This is a genomic window from Zobellia laminariae, from assembly GCF_030553095.1.
Taxonomy (GTDB): domain Bacteria; phylum Bacteroidota; class Bacteroidia; order Flavobacteriales; family Flavobacteriaceae; genus Zobellia; species Zobellia laminariae.
This window is the reverse complement of the sequence record NZ_CP130738.1, coordinates 2,217,932-2,241,451: the sequence shown is the minus strand read 5'-3', so window position 1 is coordinate 2,241,451 and position 23,520 is coordinate 2,217,932. Positions and strand designations below refer to the sequence as shown.

Genomic DNA, 23,520 nt, shown 5'->3' with positions numbered 1-23,520 from the left:
AGCACTACTGTTCTTAGTTTATGGTGTACTAATTTTTTTCTTTATATCAAGCTTCAACAGGAGAATACAAACACAGTGGATTATTGTTATTTCCATTCCATTAATTATAATCGTTTTCCGATTTATGATGGAAAACGAAATTGCCAAAAAATGGATTTACAGAATGGGATTGGTGAATATTGCTATTATCCTTTACCTGAGAATTGGCCTCGTTTATGAACCCATGTCCCCCATTTATTATGAAACTCACGGTAATATAGGGCTTGTAAAAGATGTGGCGAAAAAGATTGGCAATATGCCATTGGTTTTTGAAAATTCATATAGAAATGCTCCAATTTTTGAATTCTATTCAGGAAACAATACTTATTCATTAAACAATGAAAGTTACCGGCTCAACCAATATTCAATTGATGATTCTGAATCCAAAGTACAGCATCAAAAGATTTTATATTTATCCGGTCGCGCAACAGATGCTGATGAAATCTTCACCAAAGATGATGGTAGTAAAATGTACGGTAAATACATAGATAACTTTGAATCTTTTAGAAAACTTAAAACACTTTTGGAAGAACCTGTAGATTTTAAAGCGGGTCAAGAACAAATCTTTCAATTGTACAATCCATATGATTTTGATATAGACTTAAATAAACTCCAGTTTAATGTGGCCTACATGACCGATTTTAAAATCGTAAAAGACAGGCTGCCTATCAAACCAAAATTAAACAACCCTACTATTACTAGTATTGGAGCAAAGGATACCCTTACCTACACCTTTAAATTTCCGGAACCAAGAGAATTAAAAGATCCAACCTACGTTAGAATAGGTATTATGGAGAATAAACTTAATTTTGGGATTAACGGAAAAAATACAAAAGTAAAATGATGGATCCCATACTACGGACTGCGGGCACTGCCGATTGGATTACCATTATACTCATTAGCAGCATAGTGTTTTTAGTACTTGCCAAGAGTTTGTTTTATAGCCGTTTTTTGAATTTCATTATACTTCCGTTCAACAACAAGTACATCTTTATGTACAATAAGAAAGAAAAGTTGATGAACTGGTTCCACATATTTTTCACCATTTTTAGGTCATTAATTTTTCATTGTTCGTTTTCTTAGCTAGACAAATATTAAGAGGGGACACCAATGATGCCTATCCGTTCATGTATCCTATTATTTTAGCGTGTATTTTAGGGTTTATTGTCGTAAAAATAATCTTACAGATGAGCAACGGCTTCATTTTTGGATCAGGAAAGACCATTAGCGAACTAATTTTTAAGAAATTATCCTATCTAAACTATAGTGGTATTATCATGTTCCTAGCCAACGTTATGTTAGCCTACGTAGCGCAGGGCTCGGAGATTGTAGTGTATGTTGCCATATTATTAGTCCTCTTAATTAATGTAATTGGATGGGTTACAGTGTTAAGGAATCACCAAAAATTTATCACCTCCTACTTTTTCTATTTTATTTTGTACCTTTGCGCTCTCGAAATTTCCCCGTTTGTAATCATAGGTAGTTATCTTAAACAATAGGTTTATATGAAAGTAAAGACGATTTTGGTCTCTCAGCCAGAACCGAAGATGGAGAACTCACCGTATTCGAAACTGATAGATAAAGAAAAAGTTAAGGTTGACTTCAGACCTTTTATTCACGTCGAAAGTGTTGACGCTAAAGATGTACGCCAACAAAAGATAGATTTAAACAACTACACGGCAATTATTTTAACTAGCCGTAATGCTGTTGATCATTTTTTTAGGATTGCAGAAGAAATGCGCTTTAAGGTTCCTGATTCTATGAAATACTTCTGCCAGTCAGAGGCCGTAGCTTACTACTTACAGAAATACGTAGTTTACCGTAAACGCAAGATTTATGTAGGTAAACGTAACTTTATAGAAATGGTTCCTTTGTTCAAAAAGTATAAAGGCGAGAAGTTTTTATTACCTTCTTCCGATGCTTTAAAACCAATTGTACCTGAAATATTGGACGGAATTGACATTGAGTGGAAAAGAGCTGTTTTTTATAAAACCGTAATTAGTGATTTATCTGACTTAAGAGATGTGTATTATGACATCTTGGTATTCTTTAGCCCTTCAGGTATTGAATCGTTATTGCAGAACTTCCCTGATTTTGAGCAGAAAGATACTAGAATTGCTGTATTTGGCAACTCAACTATTGATGCCGCTACTACTGCCGGTCTTCGTATAGACATAAAGGCTCCAACGCCTGAAACACCATCTATGACCATGGCACTTCAGAAGTACATTCACACAGCAAATAAGAAGTAAGAATTCTTACTTAGCAAAATATAAAAACCCTTTGTTCATCAATTTGAACAAAGGGTTTTTTAATGGCATTATATTTCAAAAAAATCTAAAAAGCATAACGCTGAGGACCTCCGCGACGGATTTCCTCACTAGCAAAATCTTCAAATTGTTTAAAGTTTTCTCTAAAGGCATTCGTTAATTTAAAGGCCGTGGTGTAATAAGCTTTATCATCGTTCCAAGTAGTTCTCGGACTAAGCACACTTGAAGGTACTCCAGGACATTCCCTTGGTTGCGCTACTCCAAAAACGGAGTGTATATGATAATCATCGTAATTATAAAGCCCTAAATCGCCGTTTAGAACAGCGTTAATCATTGCACGGGTATACTTTAGCTTCATACGGGTTCCAACGCCATAGGGACCACCTGTCCACCCTGTATTGACCAACCATACGTTAACACCGGCATCTTTCATTTTCTTACTTAGCATTTCTGCATACTTAGCTGGATGCAACGGCATAAACGGAGCACCAAAACAAGCCGAGAAAGAAGGTATAGGTTCTACAACCCCTGCTTCTGTACCTGCTACTTTGGCCGTATAACCGGAAATAAAGTGATAAGCCGCCTGACTAGGTGTTAGTTTTGATATTGGAGGCAGTACCCCAAAAGCATCCGCAGTTAAAAAGAAAATATTCTTAGGATTCTTTCCTATAGATGGTCTTTGTACATTTTCTATGTGATAAATGGGGTAACTTACTCTTGTGTTCTGAGTAATGGAAGTATCGGCAAAATCTACATTACCGGCCTCATCCATGACAACATTCTCCAGGATTGCTCCTTTCTTGATGGCACCAAAAATTTCAGGTTCATTTTCTTGAGATAGATTTATGACCTTGGCATAACAACCACCTTCAAAATTAAAAACTGCATTTTCATTATTCCAACCATGCTCATCGTCACCAATAAGTTTTCGGGAAACATCAGTAGATAGGGTTGTTTTTCCTGTTCCTGAAAGACCAAAGAATATAGCTGTATCGCCATCTTTACCAACATTTGCAGAACAATGCATTGGCATGGTATTCTTCTCTACTGGAAGTATAAAGTTCAAAGCTGAGAAAATTCCTTTTTTGATTTCCCCAGTATAACCGGTTCCTCCAATCAAGGCAATTTTTCTGGTAAAGTTCAAAATGGCAAAATTATGCTGTCTTGTTCCATCTACTTTAGCATCGGCCATAAAACCAGGTGCGTTAATAACGGTCCATTCAGCATCAAAATTCTTAAGTTCTTCTTCCGTTGGACGGATGAACATATTGTATGCAAATTGATTGGACCAAGGATATTCATTAATTACCCTAATATCCATCCGGTAATTATGGTCTGCACATGCATAACAGTCACGAACAAACAATTCCTTTTCATTTAGATAAGCAATAACCTTATCGTAAAGCGCATCAAATTTAGCCGGCTCAAAGGGAAGATTGATATCGCCCCACCAAACCTTTTCTTCGGTAATAGCGTCCTTTACAATAAACCTATCCTTTGGAGACCTTCCCGTAAATTCGCCTGTGTTTACGGCCAAAGCACCAGAAGATGCTTTTTTGCCCATTTTCCTTTCTAGCGTAATGGCTTCTAGTTCGGAAGGCGATAACTGATAATGCAGATTCTCGTGCGTAATACCGTACGATTTTAAAGAAATAGATTTTTCCATTTTTTAAAGAATTGTTAGTTGAGAGTTTCTTTTAGATGTCAAAATTATCAAAATAATAACTTTATACAGTTATAAATGAGAATTTATTAGTCAAAATGTTTATAAACTCGGTAGCCGAATATACTCCACGCAATAATGAGTAGCGTACCACCTAGTGGAGTTATCAGGCCTATGGCTTTAAAATCAAAAGCGGTTAAACTATTTATTGCCAATAAATAAATGGAAAAAGAAAAACAACAAATACCTACTAAGACAAAATAGAAAATCAACTTTTTGCTAGCTTCGGGCAATTGTTTCATACTGCCTAAAACCAATAAAAGCAAGGCATGGTACATTTGGTATTTTACTCCCGTCTCAAAAGTTTGGATGGCATTGGTATCTACTAAATTTTCCAGGCCATGGGCACCAAAAGCACCTAATATGACTGCAGTACTACCTAATACAATTCCTGTGAGACAAATTGTTTTGTTCATAACTTTTATACTCTATTTTTTTATAAATATAACAATCACTACCTTAGTCAACCGTTACACATACTAAAAGTACAAAACTAAATGTCGCGAAATATACTTGTTATCGGTGCAGGAAAATCTACTTCCTACCTTCTAGACTATTTTCTTGAAAAATCTGAAGAAGAACAACTTCACCTAACCATTGGTGATCTAAAACCTGAATCTATTTCGGAGCCCATTAGGAATCATAAGAACTGTACTGTAATTGAATTAGACATACAAAATGAAAATGCCAGACAGAAAGCTATAACAGAAAGTGATATTGTAGTTTCTATGCTTCCTGCATTTTTACATAGCAAAATTGCCGTGGACTGCCTTGCTTTGGGTAAGCATCTTGTAACCGCTTCCTATGTTGGTGATACCCTAAGAGATTTGGATGAGGCCGTAAAGAAAAAGGGCTTGTCTTTATGAATGAAATTGGTTTGGACCCTGGCATAGACCATATGAGCGCTATGCAAATCATTGATAGGATTAGAGACCAAGGCGGAAAAATAATTTTATTCGAATCCTTTTGTGGCGGATTGGTAGCTCCCGAAAGCGACAATAACCTTTGGAACTATAAATTTACCTGGAACCCAAGAAACGTAGTCTTAGCAGGACAGGGTGGTGCCGCAAAATTTATTCAAGAAGGCACTTACAAATACGTGCCCTACCATAAACTCTTTCGTCGTACAGAGTTTTTTAATATAAAAGGTTATGGCCGCTTTGAAGGTTATGCCAACAGAAACTCATTAGACTACAGAGAAGCATACGGTCTTGAAGATGTGCTTACTTTATATAGAGGTACTATGCGCAGAACAGGTTTCTCTAAAGCATGGAACATGTTCGTACAACTAGGTATGACCGATGATAGCTATACTGTTGAGAATTCTGAAAACATGTCTTATCGCGAATTCACCAACCTATTCCTGCCCTATTCACCAACAGATTCTGTTGAGCTAAAACTACGTCACTATCTAAAAATTGATCAAGATGATAGAATGTGGGAAAAGGTACTGGAGTTAAACCTCTTTGACGACCAAAAAATTATTCCATTAAAAAATGCTACGCCAGCACAGATATTACAACATATTCTTGAAGATAGCTGGACGCTAGCCGATTCTGATAAGGACATGATTGTTATGTATCACAAGTTTGGCTATGAGCTAAATGGTAAAAAGCATCAAATTGATGCCAATATGGTGGTGATAGGAGAAAACAGAACGTACACCGCTATGGCAAAAACGGTTGGTCTACCTGTTGCTATTGCTACTTTGGCTATTCTGAATAAAAAAATAAAGACTCCCGGCGTTCAAATCCCTATTAAAAAGGAGGTCTACGAGCCTATTTTGAAAGAACTTACACCTTATGGTATCGATTTTAAAGAGTTAGAAGTTCCATATTTAGGATACAATCCTGATTCTGTTTCCAATGGAGATTAGTTCGTACACACGATTACATCAACCTTTTCCATACTTTAAGATTCAAACAATAATAGCTACTTTTACCATCAATTTGAAACTCAGCTCATGAAACTAGGTAACGATAAAGTTAAAATTGACGGAATTGACAAAAAGATTCTAAGGTATCTTATGGAAGATGCCCGAAAGCCTATCCTTGAGATTGCCAGAAATATTGGTATATCTGGTGCTGCTATTCACCAACGTCTTAGAAAGCTAGAATCTTCTGGATTGTTGGCCGGTTCAAAATTTATCATCAACCCTAAAGTAATGGGTTACCATACCATGGCTTACATTGGTATTTACTTGGACAAGGCAATGAGTAACCCCGTTGCGGTAAAACAGCTAGAGAAAATCCCTGAAGTTCTTGAATGTCATTACACCACAGGTAACTGGTCTATTCTTATAAAAGTACTCTGTAGAGACAATGAACACCTTATGCATGTTCTGAACAAAGAAATTCAACAAATAGAAGGTGTTTCTCGTACGGAAACCTTTATTTCTTTGGCCCAACAAATTGATCGACAAATTCAGATCTAATATTTGTATTAAATCTAAATAAGGATTATTTTTGTTCCCAATGGAACGCATTCATTCATCACATTACTATACATTTTTCCAATCCGATAAGGAGAGGTGCTTTTATATAGACCTTGGTCAGAAGCTGGTGCGTTTGTCTTTTTGCCAACTACTTGCTCTTAGACAAAAGGTTTGGAGCATTAATATTGAAGACCATTTTGACGAGGATGCCAATCCGCATGGGTTTGAAATAGTATCACTTTGCAATAGAGAACACCTTTTTGTCTTGAATACCCTTGAAGTTCTAGACCTTAAAGAGTTACTTACAGGAGCATTTTTCTTGCTCGATATTGCCGTTCAGACCCCTTCACTTACCTCTAGAACGTAGATTTCTTTATTTTTAATCAGTCTAAAATCAGTTATAAATAGGTTAATGCCCTAGTAATACGCACTCTTTTGTGATAACTTTACGTTAAGTAAAGAAAAAGACAATGAAAGATATAGCTAGACAACAAATGAGTATTAAGGTAGAAAGCATGGATATGCTTAATGCCCAGATAAAGATGGAAGGTAGAGCATCTGCCTCATATTTAGCCATGGCTTCATGGTGCGACCAACGTGGTTACAACCAAAGCGCGGACTTTATGTATAAGCAAGCTGCTGAGGAAAGAGAGCACATGATGAAGATTTTTAAATTCGTTAATGATTGTGGTGGTAACGCCATATCTCCTGCCATAGAAAGCACAAATCATGATTTTTCTTCTTTAGAGGAAGTTTTTGAAACTGCTTTGAGCCAAGAAATAGATGTAACTAAATCAATTAATAGAATAGTTGCAGCTGCTAAAAAGAACAGCGACTTTGGCGTTGAGAATTTCTTGCAGTGGTTTATTACCGAACAATTAGAAGAAGAAAAAACAATGAGAGATATACTTGACCTATTTGAAATTATGGGACGAGATGGTATTGCACTTAAACTGATAGACGAACGTATATCTGTTGAGTAAACAATTTTCATGCTAACTCAAGCAAAAAAAGGCTGTCTAAGAATTTCTAGACAGCCTTTTTACATTTTAATAAGTTTGAAAAAATTAATCTCTACTACCACCAAGCACTTGCATGCCCCAATAGACTAGAGTAGCCAACGAACCAATTGCCGCTACCAAATAGGTTCGTGCAGCCCATTTTAAAGCATCTTCTGAACCTTTATATTCTTCTGGCGTAACTACATGTTTTGCTTTTAACCAAGCCAATGCACGGTTACTGGCATCATACTCTACAGGCAAGGTTATAAAACTGAATAAAGTTGCCATACCCATCATAGCCAAACCAGCTATTGCCACCCATTGACCTAGGCCAGCACCTTCCGCAGCACCCAACATAAGTCCACCAAAAACGACCCACATAGAAATACCCGAAGTAACACTTACTATAGGCACTAATTTTGAACGCATTGTTAACCATTCATATGCTTGCGCATGTTGCACGGCGTGCCCACATTCGTGAGCCGCTACTGCAGCAGCAGATGCGTTTCTTTGGTTATAAACACCCTCACTTAGATTTACTGTTTTATTTTTTGGGTTATAGTGATCGGTTAGCATACCTGCTGTAGAAACTACTTTTACATCTCGTATACCATGGTCTGCCAACATTTTCTCAGCAATTTCCGCACCGCTCATTCCGTTGCTTAAATGCACCTTAGAATAAAACTTAAACTTACTCTTAAGCTTTCTGCTTACTAGCCAGCTAACTAGAGCTATGGCTCCAATTAAAATATAATATCCCATCATAACTGTATTCCTTTTAAAGATTTAAATTTAAAGATAATCAAAAACCTCTCATCTTGTCTGCGCTCACTGCGGCTGCACTCACTTCGACTACACTCAGTGAGGCAGCTTTGCTTAGAGAAAACGTTTAATTATCTGTTATATATTGGAAAGCAAAAACCCCGCCAATTTCTTTTGGCGTGATTTCAGGTAATTATTCTGCCAAAATGTCTTTGGGTTATTTGTACTTGAATTTCAATATTAACATGAAGAAAAGAAGGCAACCTGTTATAGCATTTGCCAAAGTAACTGGTAGGCTGTTAATCATAAGTCCGTATGTAAACCACAAGACGACTCCTAAAAAAAGAATAAGGTATGTACTGAGCGAAATGTCTTTGGTGGACTTATCACGCCACGTTTTGTAGACCTGCGGCACATAACCGGCCGTTGTTAAAACAGCGGCCACCATTCCAAGAATTTCAATCTTATCCATTTGCTATGCTTAGTTGGTGGCCGTATGCCTGATACTTATCCTACGATATTTATAATTTTACCTGCTGGTACTACAATTACTTTCTTAGGCGTACGCCCTTGCAATTGCTGCGCTGTTTTTTCATGAGCCATAACCGCTGCTTCAATTTCATCTTTGCTTAAATCTAAAGGAAGCTCTAGTTTAAAGCGCATTTTTCCATTGAAGGAAACCGGATATTCCTTACTACTTTCCACCAAGTACTTCTCCTCGAATTTTGGAAAGTCTACCGTAGAAATTGAACCTTCATGACCTAATTGCTTCCAAAGTTCTTCTGCAATATGAGGCGCATAAGGCGATACCAAAATAGCCAACGGCTCTAATACATTTCTGCTATTACATTTCTGAGCACCCAATTCGTTTACGGCAATCATAAAAGTAGATACCGATGTATTAAAACTAAAGTTCTCTATATCTTCTTCTACCTTTTTAATAGTCTTATGTAAAGTCTTGAAACTGTCTTTAGACGGCTCATCTTCTGATACTGCAAAAGCACCTTCTGCACCTAAATGATACAAACGCCACAATTTTTTCAAGAAACCATGAGCTCCTGTAATACCTGCGGTGTTCCAAGGTTTAGATTGCTCCAAAGGCCCCAAGAACATTTCATACAAACGCAATGAATCTGCCCCGTATTCCTCACAAATGGCATCTGGATTTACAACGTTGTATTTGGACTTGGACATTTTTTCAACTTCGCGGCCTACGATATATTTACCTTCTTGAAATAAAACCGAATTACTATATTCTTGCCTCCATTTTAAAAAATCTTCAAAATTCAATTCATCAGAAGAATTCACTAATGAAACATTTACATGTTGAACAATTGGTCTGATATCATAGGTGTTTTGAGAAACGCTTTTATCTATATCTATAATATTACTATAACCAGAAAATTTCTTTTCAACCCAGTCTTCAATTTCCGTAAAATCTTCAGATTTAACACAATTTTCATAAACTGATTTAGAAACTAAAAGTAAAAAAGGTCTTTCCACCGGATAAGCCATAGTCTTATCTTCAACTTTTAAATCTTCCAATGAATTAAAATGACTAAAAGCAACCCAGAATCCGTAAACAAAAGCACTAGTCCCAGTAATCATCCCTTGATTAATAAGTTTTTTAGCAAACTCATCTTTAGGCACCAAACCTTTATCGAACATAAATTTCTGCCAGAAACGGCTATACAATAAGTGGCCTGTTGCGTGTTCGCTACCACCAATATATAAATCTACATCTTGCCAGTAGTCAATAGCTTCCTTAGAGAAAATTTCATTCTCATTGTGTGGATCCATGTAGCGGTTAAAGTACTGTGAACTACCTGCCCAACCCGGCATGGTATTCAACTCCAACGGAAACACAGTAGTATTATTTATTTCACTGTTGTTTACAACGGTATTGGTTACCGTATCCCAAGCCCAAACCTCAGCATTACCCAATGGCGGTTCTCCTGTCTCTGTGGGCAAGTATTTTTCAACTTCTGGCAACGCAATAGGCAAGAATTCTTTTTCAATCATTTGAGGCATACCGTCTACATAATACACTGGAAAAGGTTCTCCCCAATAGCGTTGACGACTAAATACGGCATCACGTAATCTATAATTTATTTTTCCTTCGCCTTGCCCTAATTTCTCCAACTCATAGATCGCTAATTTCATAGCTTTCTTATATGGTAATCCGTTTAGGAAATCAGAATTTGCAATAACCGTTTTATCCTTATCAGCATATGCTTCCTCAGAAATATCTACACCTTCAAATATGTTAGGAATAGGAATATTGAAATGCTTTGCGAAGTCATAATCTCTTTGATCACCACATGGTACGGACATAACCGCACCAGTTCCATAACCTGCCAAAACATAGTCCCCAATCCAAATTGGAATAGGTTCTTTTGTAAATGGATGTTCTGCATATGCACCGGTAAAAGCACCTGAAATAGTCTTTACATCTGCCATACGATCACGCTCCGAACGTTTTGCAGTTGCTTCTATATACGCTTCTACCTCAGCTTTTTGAGCTTCAGTCGTTATTTTCGAAACCAACTCATGCTCTGGCGCCAAAGTCATAAAACTTACCCCAAAAATAGTATCGGGCCTTATGGTAAAAACTTCTATTTTTTCATCATGGTCCTTCACATTAAAAACAACAGAAGCTCCTTGACTTCTCCCAATCCAATTGGTTTGGGAATCTTTTAATGGCTGTGGCCAATCTACCGTATTCAATCCGTCTAACAAACGTTGTGCATATGCAGAAATACGCATGCTCCACTGGGTCATCTTTTTACGGATAACCGGATGACCACCACGTTCTGAAACACCGTTTACAATTTCATCGTTTGCCAATACCGTACCTAGTGCAGGACACCAGTTTACTTCTGTATCTGCTAAGTACGTTAACCTATATTGTAATAATATTTCTTGTTTTTTTACATCAGAGAAAGCTTTCCAATCAGCTGCAGAAAACGATTCAATATCATCATCGCATACTGCGTTTACATTGGCATTACCATCTGCAGAAAATTTAGCAATTAATGTTTCTACATCTTCTGCCTTATCCGTATCCTTGTTATACCAAGAATTAAAGATTTGTATGAATATCCACTGCGTCCATTTGTAATACTCCGGACTAGAAGTACGCACCTCTCTGCTCCAATCAAAAGAAAAACCTAATTGATCTAACTGTCTTCTGTATGTTTTAATATTAGCAGCAGTAGTTACTGCAGGATGTTGCCCTGTTTGAATTGCATATTGCTCTGCTGGCAAACCAAAAGAATCATACCCCTGTGGATGTAAAACATTAAAACCTTTATGCCTTTTATAGCGTGCATAAATATCACTTGCAATATAACCAAGCGGATGCCCTACGTGCAAACCGGCACCCGAGGGGTAAGGAAACATATCCAAAACATAGTATTTTGGCTTATCGGAATTATTTTCGGCTTTAAACGTCTGGTTTTTGGCCCAAAAGTCTTGCCAATTTTTCTCTATTTCCTTGAAATCGTAGTGCATGCTGATATCTTTCTTTTCAATGTTCGCCAAAAATAAGTTTATTCAATTTACTTTCCTAAATTTACGCCTGTATACGCGATTATGGGCAAGTCTTTTGAACAGTACCAGAAACAAAAATTAATATCATCGTATTTTTCGGTGGTACTGAGTATTGCTTTGGTATTATTTTTACTGGGTATTTTGGGGCTTTTGGTTATCAATACCAAAAAAATGGCAGATCATTTTAAAGAGCAAATCACTATTTCTATCTTTTTAAAGGACGAAGCAAAAGAGTCTGAAATAGACCAACTCCAAAAAAACCTCTTACAAGAAGAACACACTAAAAGTGCTGTCTTTGTTTCCAAAGAAGATGCCGCCAAGCAACATAGTGAGGAAATAGGCGAGGACTTTCAGAATTTCTTAGGTTACAATCCGCTTAAAAACTCCATTGATGTGCAGTTAAGAGCAGATTTTGTTACACCACAAGAAATAGATTCTCTAGCCACCAATCTTGCCAAAAAGACTTATGTGGAAGAAGTTAGTTATGATAAACCTTTGGTTGGTCTGTTGAGCGAAAATGTAAAACGCATCAGTTTTTGGATTTTGATCGCTAGTGGCGTTCTTACTTTTATCGCTATTTTACTTATCAACAGCTCCATCCGTTTAAGCATTTACTCCAAACGTTTTATCATTAAGACCATGCAAATGGTAGGTGCCACCAAGACTTTTATACGCAGACCTTTTATATGGATGAACATTAAACTTGGGATTCTAGGTGCCCTTACCGCTCTTGCAGCATTAACAGGCGCATTGTACTATTTGGACCAAAACTTTCCCGAACTAGAGCTTTTTAAAGACCTTGAGCTATTAGGTATTCTCTACGGAGCCATCTTTATTTTAGGAATATTCATCTCGTTAATCAGTACTTTTTTCGCAACACAACGGTTTTTGAACCTCCGAACCGATGAACTTTACTATTAAGAACATCCTAACAATAAACCTTTACGACCATAAACTTTTTTAAGTAGAACTTCGTTAAATTTGCAGCATGGGTAAGAAACAAGTAGAACATACAGGCCAGCAGGGTAAACAAGAATTCATTTTTCAAAAAAAGAACTATACCTTCTTTTTTGTGGGTCTTGCATTTATAGCCTTAGGCTTTATACTCATGAGTGGTGGTGGCAGTGACGACCCTAACGTATTTAATGAAGACATCTACAGCTTTAGAAGAATACGCTTAGCACCTACCCTAGTATTAATTGGATTAGGTGTTGAGATATATGCCATATTGTTGAATCCTCATAAGAAGAAAAAATAATTTTGGAGACGCTAGACGCAATCATTCTCGGTATCATTCAAGGATTGACCGAATTTTTACCTGTATCATCAAGTGGACATTTAGAATTAGGAAAAGCTATTTTAGGTGACAATTCCGTTCCTGAAGAAAGCCTTTTATTTACAGTTGTACTTCATGCAGCAACCGCTTTGAGTACTATTGTAGTTTTCAGAAAGGATATTTGGGAAATTATTAGTGGCCTTCTAACTTTTAAATGGAACGAGGAAGCGCAGTTCTCTGTTAAAATTATCATATCTATGTTGCCTGCAGTTTTTGTAGGTCTTTTTTTTGAAGAACAACTGGAAGCCTTTTTTGGCGGTAATGTTCGTTTCGTAGGTTTTATGCTTTTGATTACGGCAGTTCTTCTATATTTTGCCGATAAAGCCAAAGACACCGATAAAAAAGTAAGTTTCAAGAACGCATTCATTGTAGGTGTCTCTCAGGCCATTGCTATGTTGCTTAAGGTATTTCTAGAAGTGGTGCTACTATTTCTACGTCTGTATTATTAGGTGTTGACAAGACCAAAGCAGCTCGTTTTTCATTCTTAATGGTTGTTCCTCTTATTTTTGGTAAAATAGGGAAAGACCTTATGAGTGGCGACCTTAACTTTGATGGAGGAAATAACCTTGCTATGGGCGCAGGTTTTATTGCTGCTTTCGTAGCCGGTCTTGCTGCCTGTACTTGGATGATCCAATTAGTAAAAAAGAGCAAACTTTCTTACTTTGCCATTTACTGCTTTGTTGTGGGACTGATTGCTATTGCCTACGGGTATTTGGGCTAGACCGTTTCCCGTTATTCAGAACAGAGGTTAATACTTATTTATATGGATTCTCGTACCCAAGAGGACTTTCTTGATGGACAAATATTGCTTATAGACAAACCACTTGGTTGGTCTTCTTTTCAGGCGGTAAATAAATTAAAATGGGCTATTCGCACAAAGTTCAAACTTAAGAAGTTTAAAATTGGCCATGCAGGAACCTTAGATCCTTTGGCAACCGGACTACTTATAATTTGCTCTGGTAAGTTCACCAAAAGAATAACAGAACTTCAAGGACAAGCAAAAGAATACACAGGTACCATTACTCTAGGTGGCACAACTCCTTCTTACGATTTGGAAACCGAAGTAGATAAAACGTACCCTACCGAACATATCACGGAAGCACTATTAGATGAAACCCTTCCCCAATTTATAGGTGATATTGAACAACGCCCACCTGTATTTTCAGCATTAAAAAAAGATGGTAAACGGCTCTATGAGTATGCCAGAGAAGGAAAAGAAGTAGAGATAAAACTGAGAAGTGTTAACGTCTCTGTTTTTTGAGATTACCGAAATGAAGCTCCCAGATGTTAAATTTAGAATTGTTTGCAGCAAAGGCACTTATATTAGATCTTTGGCACATGATTTGGGGCAAGCTCTACAGAGTGGAGGGCATTTATCTGAACTTAGGAGAACCAAAATAGGTGACTATAACGTAAATAATGCCATTGACCCTAATGTATTTGCGGAAAACCTACTGGGAAAAACATCAGAATCATAAAAAGAATACCCTAGCCTTTCCGTTCAACGAATAATTAAAATATTTTTTTAAAATTGTGGTTATATCACTATGACCTTGAACCGTAAACATTTAGCGTTCCTTATTACCTTTTTTTCGATGTCTATTATTGTGTTGGCACTGTACAACATACACTTAGGGCAAGATAAAGAGGTAGACGACTATGTGGTAGAAATGGTACTTGAAGAAGATATTGAAGAGCTTCTTAAAGAAAAGGAAGAATTAGAGAAAGAAAGTCAAAAATTAGACCCGGTAAAAAGCCACATGGCTTATAACGAAACCGCAAAACCAAGCTACGGTAACCCAGAACCTTTAAAAACACTTGAAGAGTTATTAGAGGAAAAAATGGCTGCTGAAAATAGCGATGACCCTAATGAGCTACTTTCTGATTCTGAATACGCAGAGCGCGTAAAAGAATTAAAAAAGAAACGTAAGGAAGCCAAGCAACTGTTAGGCGAAAAAGAGGCTCAAAAGAAAGAGTTTACCAATAATTTAGCAAAAAGAAATACATCGGTTTCCTACTCATTAGTAAACCGTAGTAATTATAGATTACCTCCCCCAATATACACTTGTATTGTTGGCGGAAAGGTTGTTGTAAACATTCAAGTAGATGCAATGGGCAACGTTGTGGATGCCGATTACAACTCAAAAAGCTCTGGCACTTCTAACGGTTGTTTGATAGACAATGCCATTGCTTACGCTTATAAAGCTAAATTTAGTTCTGGTGAAAAATCGGTTCAAAAAGGAACCATCACCTACCTATTTCAAGGGAAAGCTCGCTAATACTTCTTTAAGCGTTGATTGCCCTTTATCTTTATTATACCATTGTTGAATTTCCTCTTTAATCTCAGGTAACAATTGACCATGTTCTTCTTTATGGTCTGCTACTAACTTTGCAGCAAGCTTAGGTCTTGGGCCCCAATCTGCAAGTACTTCTTGGTTTTCCTCATCCCAAAAAATCAACTTAGGAATAGACATTCCGCCGTTAGTTAAGAAACGGTTCATTAGGTCTACATTTTCATCCCTTAAAACCACTTTAAGATCTATATTATCATTCAACTGTGCCACTTTATTAATTACTGGTAAAGCCGGAGCAGCATCTCCACACCAACTTTCTGTTAAAACAATCAGTTGTACTTTTCTATCAAGCTTGGCAATCGTAGCGACATCTTCTGGACTCACTTTTACCGTTTTATCAAAACGCTTCATACGGCGGTCATTAAGCATTGTATAATTAGCCAAGGCTTCTGTTTGCTCTGGTCCCGTTGCTTTTCCTTCAAGAACCAACTGGCTTACCATTGCACGGTAATCTTCGTATGAAATAGCTTGAGAAAGCGCTTTTCCTATTAATTCTTGTGTACTGTTTTCTGTTGTAGGTAATGCCATTTTAATCTTCTTTAAAATTTGATAACAAAGTTAACACTCTGCTATTTCTGACTTGGTAACATGCGTCACATTGGTAGTATTTTATTGCAAGAACTTACAAACCTCTACCTCAACAACCTTTTTAAAACGAAAAAGTCCGTTATACCATAGTACAACGAACTTTACACTACTTTATTTAATCTCTTATTTTACTTCAAGAAGTATGAATTGATTCAATTGCGAGCCAAATGCGCTAAAGTTATTATCCGCCACCAAGACCAATGAACGATTTCCATTTTCTAATTCAGGGCCAAAAGTGATTCCCTCAATGTTATCTACTACCCCATCTGTTAATTGATTTCTAACACTTTCAAAATCGAACAACAACTTCTTGGTCGCTTTTATATAGTCAGCATCTTTAAGACTATCCATACCGCTTACGTCTGTAGCTTTAGAAGCATCCACATCATAAATCTTTACGTTGTTACCACCGTCTGCATAGCCAGTTGAAAACGAACGTTCCAAGACCAAAAACTTATCGGTATCATATTCTAGAATTTCTACAACGCCATTAACTGTAAAAGCAGTTTCATCAAACTTTCTAGCAATTGGATCTAACTCATAAGCAAACTCCTTTCCGAATACACCCGAAGCATTTATATAAGCTATTCTTACTGGAGAATCCGTATCCTCCACTATGGGTTCAACCCCGTCTTGAATAAGAGGCAGTTCCATTGAAGCCCAATAGCCCACTTTATCATAAGCAACAGAAAGACCCTCAATAACCCCATTATGTCTTGGGCCTCGGTTTTCATCATCGGATACTTTAAATTTTTCGGATAAGGAAATACTCGATTTATAAGAACCATCGGCACTTGCCAATCTCACAAAGGGATCAATACCGCTTTTGATGTTTCCTTCACTAGACCACAACAAGCTACCACCTGAAGTAACCCGTATAGACTCTGGGTCTACCTCACCATCTGCAAAAGGCAAATTGCTGCCGTTCAACAATTCCGTAACCCCATTAATAGTTACGTTTTCAAATCCGTTTTCATTAAATTGAATGTCCGCCGTGTAAAACCGAATAGGTGCTTTGGCATCATCACTAATCATGTACCACTTTCCATCTGCATAGTCTATTGCAGACAATCCGCCAACTGTTGTCCCTGCATATATAGAACCATCAGGTAATACATATTCATCCACAAACTGTAGACTGGTTATATCTTTCTCTTCCGATTTACCTTCTCCTATAAAATCATCAATGTGTTCACAAGAAACAATCATGGTGATTAATATTAGCCCTAAAATTTCTAATGTAAAGTCCTTCATTTTAATGTATGTTTTGGTCTGGCAAGATCTCACTTAGATTGCATTGGAAGCTTAACTCTAGATTACGATTATATTACGGTTGTATTATTTTCATGCTCCATTTGTTAAAGACCTATTACTTTCAACAATCTTAATATTCAACTAACATTACATTAACTATTTAAAAATAGATTTGTGGGTTTCGATAATGATACATGTTGATGAGTTATGAAAAACATCCGTCCCCAATTACACAAAAAGCATACACTTTGCCTTTATGGCTACTTAAAAAAATCAGGAAACCCTGATTTTTTTAGCTCGGTCAAAGAGATTACTGTATCCAAAAACGAATTCATTTACAAACCTCCTCTTACAGAGAATTACATGTATGAGTTAGTAGAAGGGGTTATTAAACTTGGCGGTTATTCAGAAACAGGAGAAGAAAACACCTATGATATAATCTATACAGGCGACTATTTTGGAAACCTAAAATATTTAAATGGACAATTCTTTGAATTTTCAAAAACGCTGGTCGATAGTAGAATTCGTATTTATGATTTAACCTTCTTCAAAAAAGCTATTGTTGAAAACCCAGTTACTTCCGAATGGTTCATTGCGTATCTATTGAAGCGGTGGTGTCTTGCAGAAAAAAAATTAGGCCAAGTAAACGAAAGATCAACATTACAAAAGCTGGAATTCTTGAAATCTCACTTTGATATCTCTGTACGAGATATACATGGAGAAGAGCACATCCTTTACAATTTGCTTACCCAAAAAGACAAGGGTGACCTTATTGGGGCCACCCGTCAAACAATTGCCAGTGCATTAAAGAAAAAATCAGTTTTTGTGGGTTAAGATTATGGATAGAGGACGCCATTTTTAGTTTCAAAATTAAGCTGCAAAAGCTCACTAACAATTGGTGCAATATCTTCAAGTCCCATTTTCTCTATTTTCTTACCTTGGTTTATACCCGCACCAAATGCAACGAATCCCGTTTCTATTTCTTTAAAGTCTGGAAAGAACCCATGTGTACCCCCACTTCTTGCAGAAAGCACATTACCAGTTATTCTTGATGACATGGCTATTTACCAGGTATTGGAGCGAGTGCTAAAATCGCATTAGGGTCTGCTCCAATACCATCTAACTCCCTTCTTTCTACCACCCTGAACAGTTTTTTAACTGAGGTTGGCAAATTATTCAATTTTGCCCGTACTTTGGCCACGGTCTTTTTGTCATTTTTATTTTTCAACATCAAAAAAGCTGAAGCACCTGAAGTATGAAAAGCGGCTTTCCAATCACCACGGTCCTTTTTGTCTTCTATTAAACCTTCTTCTAACAACCAAATGTTAGGGTTCAAAGCAGAGTGTATATCAACAAAACCATGGTCTCCCGTAATAACAAATGTAGTTTTATCAAGAATACCCGCCCTTTCCGCAGCTTCCATTATTTTACCAATAGCTCGGTCCACAGCAGCAATAGAGGTAAACACTTTCTCACCATCTCTTCCCTGTTCATGCTGAAAATGATCGGTTGCAATAAGGTGCAATGTCATCAGATTAGGTTTGTACTTCTCTAAGGTATATGCCGCCATCTCCCCAGTTCTATCTTCCCGGCTCAAATAATCTCCGTTAAAGGTCTTATCATTTAGCTTTCCCAGAACCTCCTCTTCCATTTCCTTTAAAAACCCTTTTGGATTCTCTTTGGTCCGCATAGATTCTATTCGGCTGACATCACTATTCAACAACCAATATTCGGGAATATTAAAGTCAATGGGAGCACCAACAGAAACAGGCCAGATAAAGCTTGCACTTGTTTTTCCCGCCGCTTTTACTGCATCCCATAGAGTTTTGGTCTTTATGAGATTACTCTCCCAGTACCAACGCCCTGTTTGCCCTCCTTCTTCGAACGGACTGTTATAATAAACACCATGCTCAGCAGGAAATGACCCTGTAATTATTGTTGTGTGCGATGGATAGGTTACCGAAGGAAACACCCCTCTTACCCCATTGGCCGCAGCACCTTCTCTAACCATTTTTTTCAGATTTGGAGTAGGCCATTTATCCTCTAAATAGAAATTAGGTCTAAAGCCATCTACCGAAACCAAAATTACGTGTTGAGTTAAGTTCTCTTCTTGTGCCCTTCCATACTGCACGATTATCATAACCAATGCAAATAATAAGAAAATATTCTTTTTCATGTCTTAAATTAGATTGTAAAAACTAGAGGGGCCAAACTTTTTTTTGACGCCCCTAGATTGAGATAAAATAAAAAGTACGATTAGTTAAATGTATATCTTGCCCCTAATTGGAGCCTCCATGGTGTACCGTTAATCGGTTCGGTTCCCGCACCCGTTTGAACAGAATAATCATAAGCCTGACTTATTTGATCAAACCCGTTTATGCGCATGAAATCTTGCCTTCTTCCAAAATTATGAGTCTGACCCCATTCTTTATTTAACAGGTTAGCAAAATTGAAAATGTCAACAGAAAGCTCTAGACCTTGCTTTTTGTTTTTGGTTTCAAATCTTTTTTGAATTCTTAAATCTATCGTAGTTGCGAATGGATTTTTACCTCCATTACGCTCTGCAAAACCGCCATAACTATTTTTCAGATACTCTTTAAAATTATCAGGAGTTTCAGGATCATTCAACACTTGATTGTATCCATCTATAATAGATTGCGGTGTATTGGAATCGCTAGGATCAAAGATGTAGGCTATATCGTTTCTTAAGTTGAAATCACCATTAGCACTTGTATTATCGTCAACATGTAAAGAATAACGGGTGCCTCCCTGTCCAATTACCGTGGCTCCTAAAGTGAAACCTTTCCAAGTTGGAGTAGCTCCATTTATGACCATTTTGGTATCAAAATGATTATCCGAATACCCATAGTTCAAATCCCTTGGATCACCTTCCACGGGAATAAAGGTTGATGTATTGGCCACACAACAGTTATAGGAAGAATTATCTTTAGACCGATTAAAGGTCATACTTGCGTTGACATAACCATCTTTTCCTATTTGCGCCGTTCCTTCTACTACAAGAGCAACATTATCAAGAATACCATCTGAAGTTAAAACCAAAGTTCTTCCAACTTGGTCAGAGATCCTAGAATTAGTCCAATCTGTACCTCCATTTTCTGATATGGTATTAGCCGGAACAAAAACTTCTCTACCTTGGGGTGTTACAAAATAAGGCTCAGCCACTAAATTAGATTCCTGATAGATGTAATTATTACTTGTGTGACTATATAGCGCATTAAATCCTAAACTGTACTTTTCGTTAAAAAAGTGAGTATAGCTTAGGTTTGCCTTATAAATCGTAGGAACCTGAAAATCTGCACCTACGGCATTTATAGTTGAGAACGGTGTTACCCCATCAGGTACTCCTGGCACAGTACTAGGGTCGTTTCTGTAGGACTGGAAATCTGGAGTTGGTACATCTGCCCCAGTAACATCAATAGCACCTAAGAGAGTGCCACTATTTTGAATGTTATTTACCTGAGCGTAATAATGAGGTTGCGATGAAAAAACACCACCACCCAATTTAAAGATATCCGTATTTTTTCCTTTCAAATTATATGTTAGTTGAAACCTTGGCTGGATATTATTATAATCATCCAATTTTTCATTTGTACGGATACCCAATTCTTGAAAAACTACCGGGTTGAACTCAGCTTCGTCCAAAAACTTAGTCGCATCCCAACGAACACCCGCAACTAAATTTAGATTAGGTGTAATATCGGTTTCTACTTGGGCGAATAAAGAAAGATCTAATACAGTCTGCTTTACAATAGGAAGACCTTGTAGAGGTACTTCTCTAGCATATCTAGATGCGATTTGATTTTCAAAATCATCTAAAGAATCAAAGAAAAAACGCCCGTTTTGTTCATTAGAAAGTAAGGTCTCCAAATTGGTGATCATATTATCCGTACCAAAAGTAAAGTTGTAATTATCAGTGTTCACATATGTAGTATTTGTAAACTGAATTTGGTTCTCCTGATTAGTTTCAGGTGTAAAACGCTGACCTCCCAACTGAACACTTATCGTTCTATCATTTCCATTTGGTAATGCAGATGAAACCTGAACAATAGCACGCGGAATATTAGATTGAGGCAACTCCCGGTTGGGTGTAAAAGCCCTTTCTGCATGTTGATACTGAAACTTAAACTCATTGGTTACCTTAGAGCTGAATATAGAGCGTAATGATAGCATAATACTATTCTCTTGCGACTCAAAATCAGAATATGACTCGGCTACGTCAATACTAGAATTATCATTTACACTAAAAGGGTTTTCCCATTTGTTATAAAGGTTTCTAATTGTTAAACGATGCTTATCATTAATCTGCCAATCTAATCTTAAAAAGAAGTTATTAGCTTCGGTCTCCCTATCGAACTGACCTACTTGTTGTGAATCACTTAAACCATAAACTTCGCGACCAATGTTTAAAAACCGGTCTAAATTAGTTTCAGTAATACCCAGCCTGTTCTCATCATCATCGTTCTGGATTTCGGCTATACTTACCGGTTCACCCGCATCTTGTCTTTCAAAAACCGCGAAAAAGTGCAGCTTATCCTTTATAATAGGACCACCAATACTTAACCCATACTGAGAGTTATAAAAATCAGCATCACGTTCTTGCCCTTGTATGGTATATTTACTCTGTAATCCGTCTGCGCGATGGTAGAAAAAAGTGCTTCCGCTAAATTCGTTAGTACCCGATTTGGTAACTGCCGAAATTGAGCCTCCACCCTGTCTACCTTCGGTAACGTTATAATCATTTGTTGATACTTCAAATTCACGAATCGCCTCTTGTGAAATCGTATAAGGCCCACGGCCTATTTCACCGGCGGTTAAGGTATTTCTAGCATTCAGCCCGTCTATAGTAACATTAGTAGAAGTTCTACGTTGTCCGCCTAAATTAATACTACCAGCCCCTTGTAAGGGAGACAAACTGGTTAATCCGGTAAAGTTTCTACCTTCCGTCGCCAGTTTTTTAATCTGGCCTGCGCCAATCTTCGTAGACGCACCCATTTGTTCAATTCTCTTATATAGGCTGTTTGACGAAACAATAACCTCATTTAATGCAGTAGAAGATTCTTGTAAGTCAAAATGCACCGTGAGAGCATCTCCCAAATTTAATGTAAAACCCTCTTGCTTAACATCTGCAAACCCCAGGTAACGGGCAGTTATTTCATAAGGCCCACCTAAAGGCAATTGTAAAATTCTAAAACTCCCGTTTTCATTAGTAATAGCCCCCGAAACAAATCCTGTGGCCTTATTTTTCAAAATGATTTCGGCTCCTAACAAGGGCTCTCCAATATCATCTTTAACCGTGCCGCTCACCGAAGCATTAGTTGCTTGACCAAACGACATGTGCATTGCTCCAAAAATCAGGAACATGGTCATTGTACCTAGATAATTTAAATAATTTGTTTTCATTTTTGTTCTGTGGTTTTTATAAAATTTAAAGGCGCAAAATTACCTTTAACCTAAACCTACCCATGTTAGTTTTTAACATCAGCTTTCTTATTAACCTTAAGTTTGTGATTTAATAATATTGAGTAATTAATAGCCAATTGAACGTCTGTATCCATAACCTTTTGGTCATAAAGACGTATTTTTATAACTCAAAATTTCTACATGGAAAAACAAAGATGCGGTTGGTGCAAAGGCGATACCCTTTATGAAGCCTATCATGATGAAGAATGGGGCTCACCCGTAAAAGATGATGATTTACTTTTTGAGTTTTTGGTTTTAGAAACCTTTCAAGCAGGTTTAAGCTGGATTACCATTTTGAAAAAACGTGAAAATTTCAGAAAGGCGTTCGATAATTTCGACTATAAGAAAATAGTAACTTATGAAGAGGATAAAATTCAAAAATTGCTCCAGGATGCTGGAATTATCAGAAACAAATTAAAGGTTCGTGCAACAGTTTCCAATGCTTTAGCGTTTATAAAAGTGCAAGATGAGTTTGGAAGTTTTAGTAACTATGCTTGGGGATTTGTAAACGAAACACCCTTAAAGAATAGTGTTGAAGATTACAAAACTGCCCCTGCAAACACAGAACTTTCCGATATACTCAGTAAGGACCTAAAGAAAAGAGGTTTTAAGTTTGTGGGCAGTACCGTGGTCTATGCATTTATGCAGGCCGTGGGCATGGTTAATGACCATGAAATTTCTTGCTTTAGGTATTACGAAGTATAGTTGAAGCTAATTATTTTAGAA

20 protein-coding genes and 4 pseudogenes are annotated in these 23,520 nt (G+C 37.2%); 14 read left to right on the top strand and 10 right to left on the bottom strand.

The features are described 5' to 3' along the window. The first annotated feature begins 124 nt into the window (after positions 1–124). From Q5W13_RS10680 to Q5W13_RS10665, 3 genes and pseudogenes are all read left to right on the top strand, one after another. Positions 125–883, top strand: a complete 759-nt coding sequence (locus tag Q5W13_RS10680; RefSeq protein ID WP_304446278.1) for a hypothetical protein — start codon at positions 125–127, stop codon at positions 881–883. Continuing rightward, positions 880–1,538: pseudogene (locus tag Q5W13_RS10670) on the top strand (DUF4271 domain-containing protein). The gene Q5W13_RS10680 and the pseudogene Q5W13_RS10670 overlap by 4 nt, the downstream one beginning before the upstream one ends. Positions 1,539–1,544: 6 nt before the next feature. Beyond that, positions 1,545–2,291 carry a uroporphyrinogen-III synthase gene (locus tag Q5W13_RS10665; protein ID WP_155594956.1) on the top strand — a complete coding sequence of 249 codons (747 nt, stop codon included), beginning with the start codon at positions 1,545–1,547 and terminating at the stop codon, positions 2,289–2,291. A gap of 85 nt (positions 2,292–2,376) precedes the next feature. Here the strand turns inward: Q5W13_RS10665 and pckA are convergent, their stop codons facing one another. Both pckA and Q5W13_RS10655 read right to left on the bottom strand, forming a co-directional pair. Beyond that, entirely contained in the window at positions 2,377–3,975 is a 1,599-nt protein-coding gene (gene pckA / locus Q5W13_RS10660) for a phosphoenolpyruvate carboxykinase (ATP) (RefSeq protein WP_304446276.1), read from the bottom strand. A gap of 86 nt (positions 3,976–4,061) precedes the next feature. Beyond that, a complete protein-coding gene (locus Q5W13_RS10655) occupies positions 4,062–4,448 on the bottom strand; it encodes a DUF423 domain-containing protein (RefSeq protein WP_304446275.1) in 387 nt (128 codons plus the stop codon). Between the two features lie 81 nt (positions 4,449–4,529). Between Q5W13_RS10655 and Q5W13_RS10650 the strand changes: the two are divergent. The 4 genes and pseudogenes from Q5W13_RS10650 (at position 4,530) to Q5W13_RS10635 (ending at position 7,449) form a co-directional block, all read left to right on the top strand. Next, a pseudogene (locus Q5W13_RS10650) lies at positions 4,530–5,908 on the top strand (saccharopine dehydrogenase family protein). Positions 5,909–5,995: 87 nt separating this feature from the next. Further along, the gene (locus tag Q5W13_RS10645) at positions 5,996–6,466 is read left to right on the top strand and encodes an Lrp/AsnC ligand binding domain-containing protein (protein WP_155594960.1); all 471 of its coding nucleotides are present in this window, start codon (positions 5,996–5,998) and stop codon (positions 6,464–6,466) included. A 40-nt stretch (positions 6,467–6,506) separates the two neighbouring features. After that, the gene (locus tag Q5W13_RS10640; protein ID WP_304446274.1) at positions 6,507–6,833 is read left to right on the top strand and encodes a hypothetical protein; all 327 of its coding nucleotides are present in this window, start codon (positions 6,507–6,509) and stop codon (positions 6,831–6,833) included. 103 nt (positions 6,834–6,936) lie between these two features. Beyond that, complete coding sequence (locus Q5W13_RS10635) at positions 6,937–7,449, top strand: ferritin (RefSeq protein ID WP_155594962.1); 513 nt, start codon at positions 6,937–6,939, stop codon at positions 7,447–7,449. An 84-nt stretch (positions 7,450–7,533) separates the two neighbouring features. On the opposite strand, the gene Q5W13_RS10630 is transcribed toward Q5W13_RS10635, so the two are convergent. The 3 genes from Q5W13_RS10630 to Q5W13_RS10620 all read right to left on the bottom strand — a co-directional run bounded on the left by Q5W13_RS10630 (position 7,534) and on the right by Q5W13_RS10620 (position 11,742). Next, positions 7,534–8,232, bottom strand: a complete 699-nt coding sequence (locus Q5W13_RS10630; protein WP_304446273.1) for a zinc metallopeptidase — start codon at positions 8,230–8,232, stop codon at positions 7,534–7,536. A gap of 214 nt (positions 8,233–8,446) precedes the next feature. Beyond that, positions 8,447–8,701 (bottom strand): SemiSWEET family sugar transporter, encoded by a 255-nt coding sequence (locus Q5W13_RS10625; protein ID WP_194552100.1) that lies wholly within the window; start codon positions 8,699–8,701, stop codon positions 8,447–8,449. A gap of 35 nt (positions 8,702–8,736) precedes the next feature. After that, entirely contained in the window at positions 8,737–11,742 is a 3,006-nt protein-coding gene (locus Q5W13_RS10620; RefSeq protein WP_304446494.1) for a leucine--tRNA ligase, read from the bottom strand. Between the two features lie 81 nt (positions 11,743–11,823). Here Q5W13_RS10620 and Q5W13_RS10615 point away from each other — a divergent pair, with 81 nt between their 5' ends. The 5 genes and pseudogenes from Q5W13_RS10615 (at position 11,824) to Q5W13_RS10595 (ending at position 15,396) form a co-directional block, all read left to right on the top strand. Next, the gene (locus tag Q5W13_RS10615) at positions 11,824–12,702 is read left to right on the top strand and encodes a cell division protein FtsX (RefSeq protein WP_304446272.1); all 879 of its coding nucleotides are present in this window, start codon (positions 11,824–11,826) and stop codon (positions 12,700–12,702) included. A 67-nt stretch (positions 12,703–12,769) separates the two neighbouring features. Beyond that, positions 12,770–13,039, top strand: coding sequence for a DUF3098 domain-containing protein (locus tag Q5W13_RS10610; protein ID WP_304446271.1), 270 nt, complete (start codon positions 12,770–12,772; stop codon positions 13,037–13,039). A 2-nt stretch (positions 13,040–13,041) separates the two neighbouring features. Next, positions 13,042–13,838, top strand: a pseudogene (locus tag Q5W13_RS10605) (undecaprenyl-diphosphate phosphatase). 42 nt (positions 13,839–13,880) lie between these two features. Continuing rightward, positions 13,881–14,595 (top strand): annotated as a pseudogene (truB, locus tag Q5W13_RS10600) (tRNA pseudouridine(55) synthase TruB). A gap of 117 nt (positions 14,596–14,712) precedes the next feature. Further along, positions 14,713–15,396 carry a hypothetical protein gene (locus tag Q5W13_RS10595; protein ID WP_368662523.1) on the top strand — a complete coding sequence of 228 codons (684 nt, stop codon included), beginning with the start codon at positions 14,713–14,715 and terminating at the stop codon, positions 15,394–15,396. Here the strand turns inward: Q5W13_RS10595 and Q5W13_RS10590 are convergent. Together Q5W13_RS10590 and Q5W13_RS10585 are read right to left on the bottom strand one after the other, a co-directional pair. Beyond that, positions 15,373–15,999: a thioredoxin family protein gene (locus Q5W13_RS10590; RefSeq protein WP_304446269.1), complete on the bottom strand. Its 627-nt coding sequence runs from the start codon at positions 15,997–15,999 to the stop codon at positions 15,373–15,375. The two genes, Q5W13_RS10595 and Q5W13_RS10590, sit on opposite strands and share 24 nt — an antisense overlap. 183 nt (positions 16,000–16,182) lie before the next feature. Beyond that, complete coding sequence (locus tag Q5W13_RS10585) at positions 16,183–17,313, bottom strand: esterase-like activity of phytase family protein (RefSeq protein WP_304446268.1); 1,131 nt, start codon at positions 17,311–17,313, stop codon at positions 16,183–16,185. 207 nt (positions 17,314–17,520) lie between these two features. Between Q5W13_RS10585 and Q5W13_RS10580 the strand changes: the two genes are divergently transcribed. After that, positions 17,521–18,147, top strand: a complete 627-nt coding sequence (locus Q5W13_RS10580; protein ID WP_304446267.1) for a Crp/Fnr family transcriptional regulator — start codon at positions 17,521–17,523, stop codon at positions 18,145–18,147. A gap of 2 nt (positions 18,148–18,149) precedes the next feature. On the opposite strand, the gene Q5W13_RS10575 is transcribed toward Q5W13_RS10580, so the two are convergent. From Q5W13_RS10575 to Q5W13_RS10565, 3 genes are all read right to left on the bottom strand, one after another. Further along, positions 18,150–18,371 carry a hypothetical protein gene (locus tag Q5W13_RS10575; RefSeq protein WP_304446266.1) on the bottom strand — a complete coding sequence of 74 codons (222 nt, stop codon included), beginning with the start codon at positions 18,369–18,371 and terminating at the stop codon, positions 18,150–18,152. Between the two features lie 2 nt (positions 18,372–18,373). Next, entirely contained in the window at positions 18,374–19,489 is a 1,116-nt protein-coding gene (locus Q5W13_RS10570) for an alkaline phosphatase family protein (RefSeq protein WP_304446265.1), read from the bottom strand. 80 nt (positions 19,490–19,569) lie between these two features. Next, positions 19,570–22,734 carry a TonB-dependent receptor gene (locus tag Q5W13_RS10565; RefSeq protein WP_304446264.1) on the bottom strand — a complete coding sequence of 1,055 codons (3,165 nt, stop codon included), beginning with the start codon at positions 22,732–22,734 and terminating at the stop codon, positions 19,570–19,572. Between the two features lie 201 nt (positions 22,735–22,935). On the opposite strand from Q5W13_RS10565, the gene Q5W13_RS10560 reads away from it, so the two are divergent. Next, positions 22,936–23,499, top strand: a complete 564-nt coding sequence (locus Q5W13_RS10560; RefSeq protein WP_304446263.1) for a DNA-3-methyladenine glycosylase I — start codon at positions 22,936–22,938, stop codon at positions 23,497–23,499. The last annotated feature ends 21 nt before the right edge of the window (positions 23,500–23,520 follow it).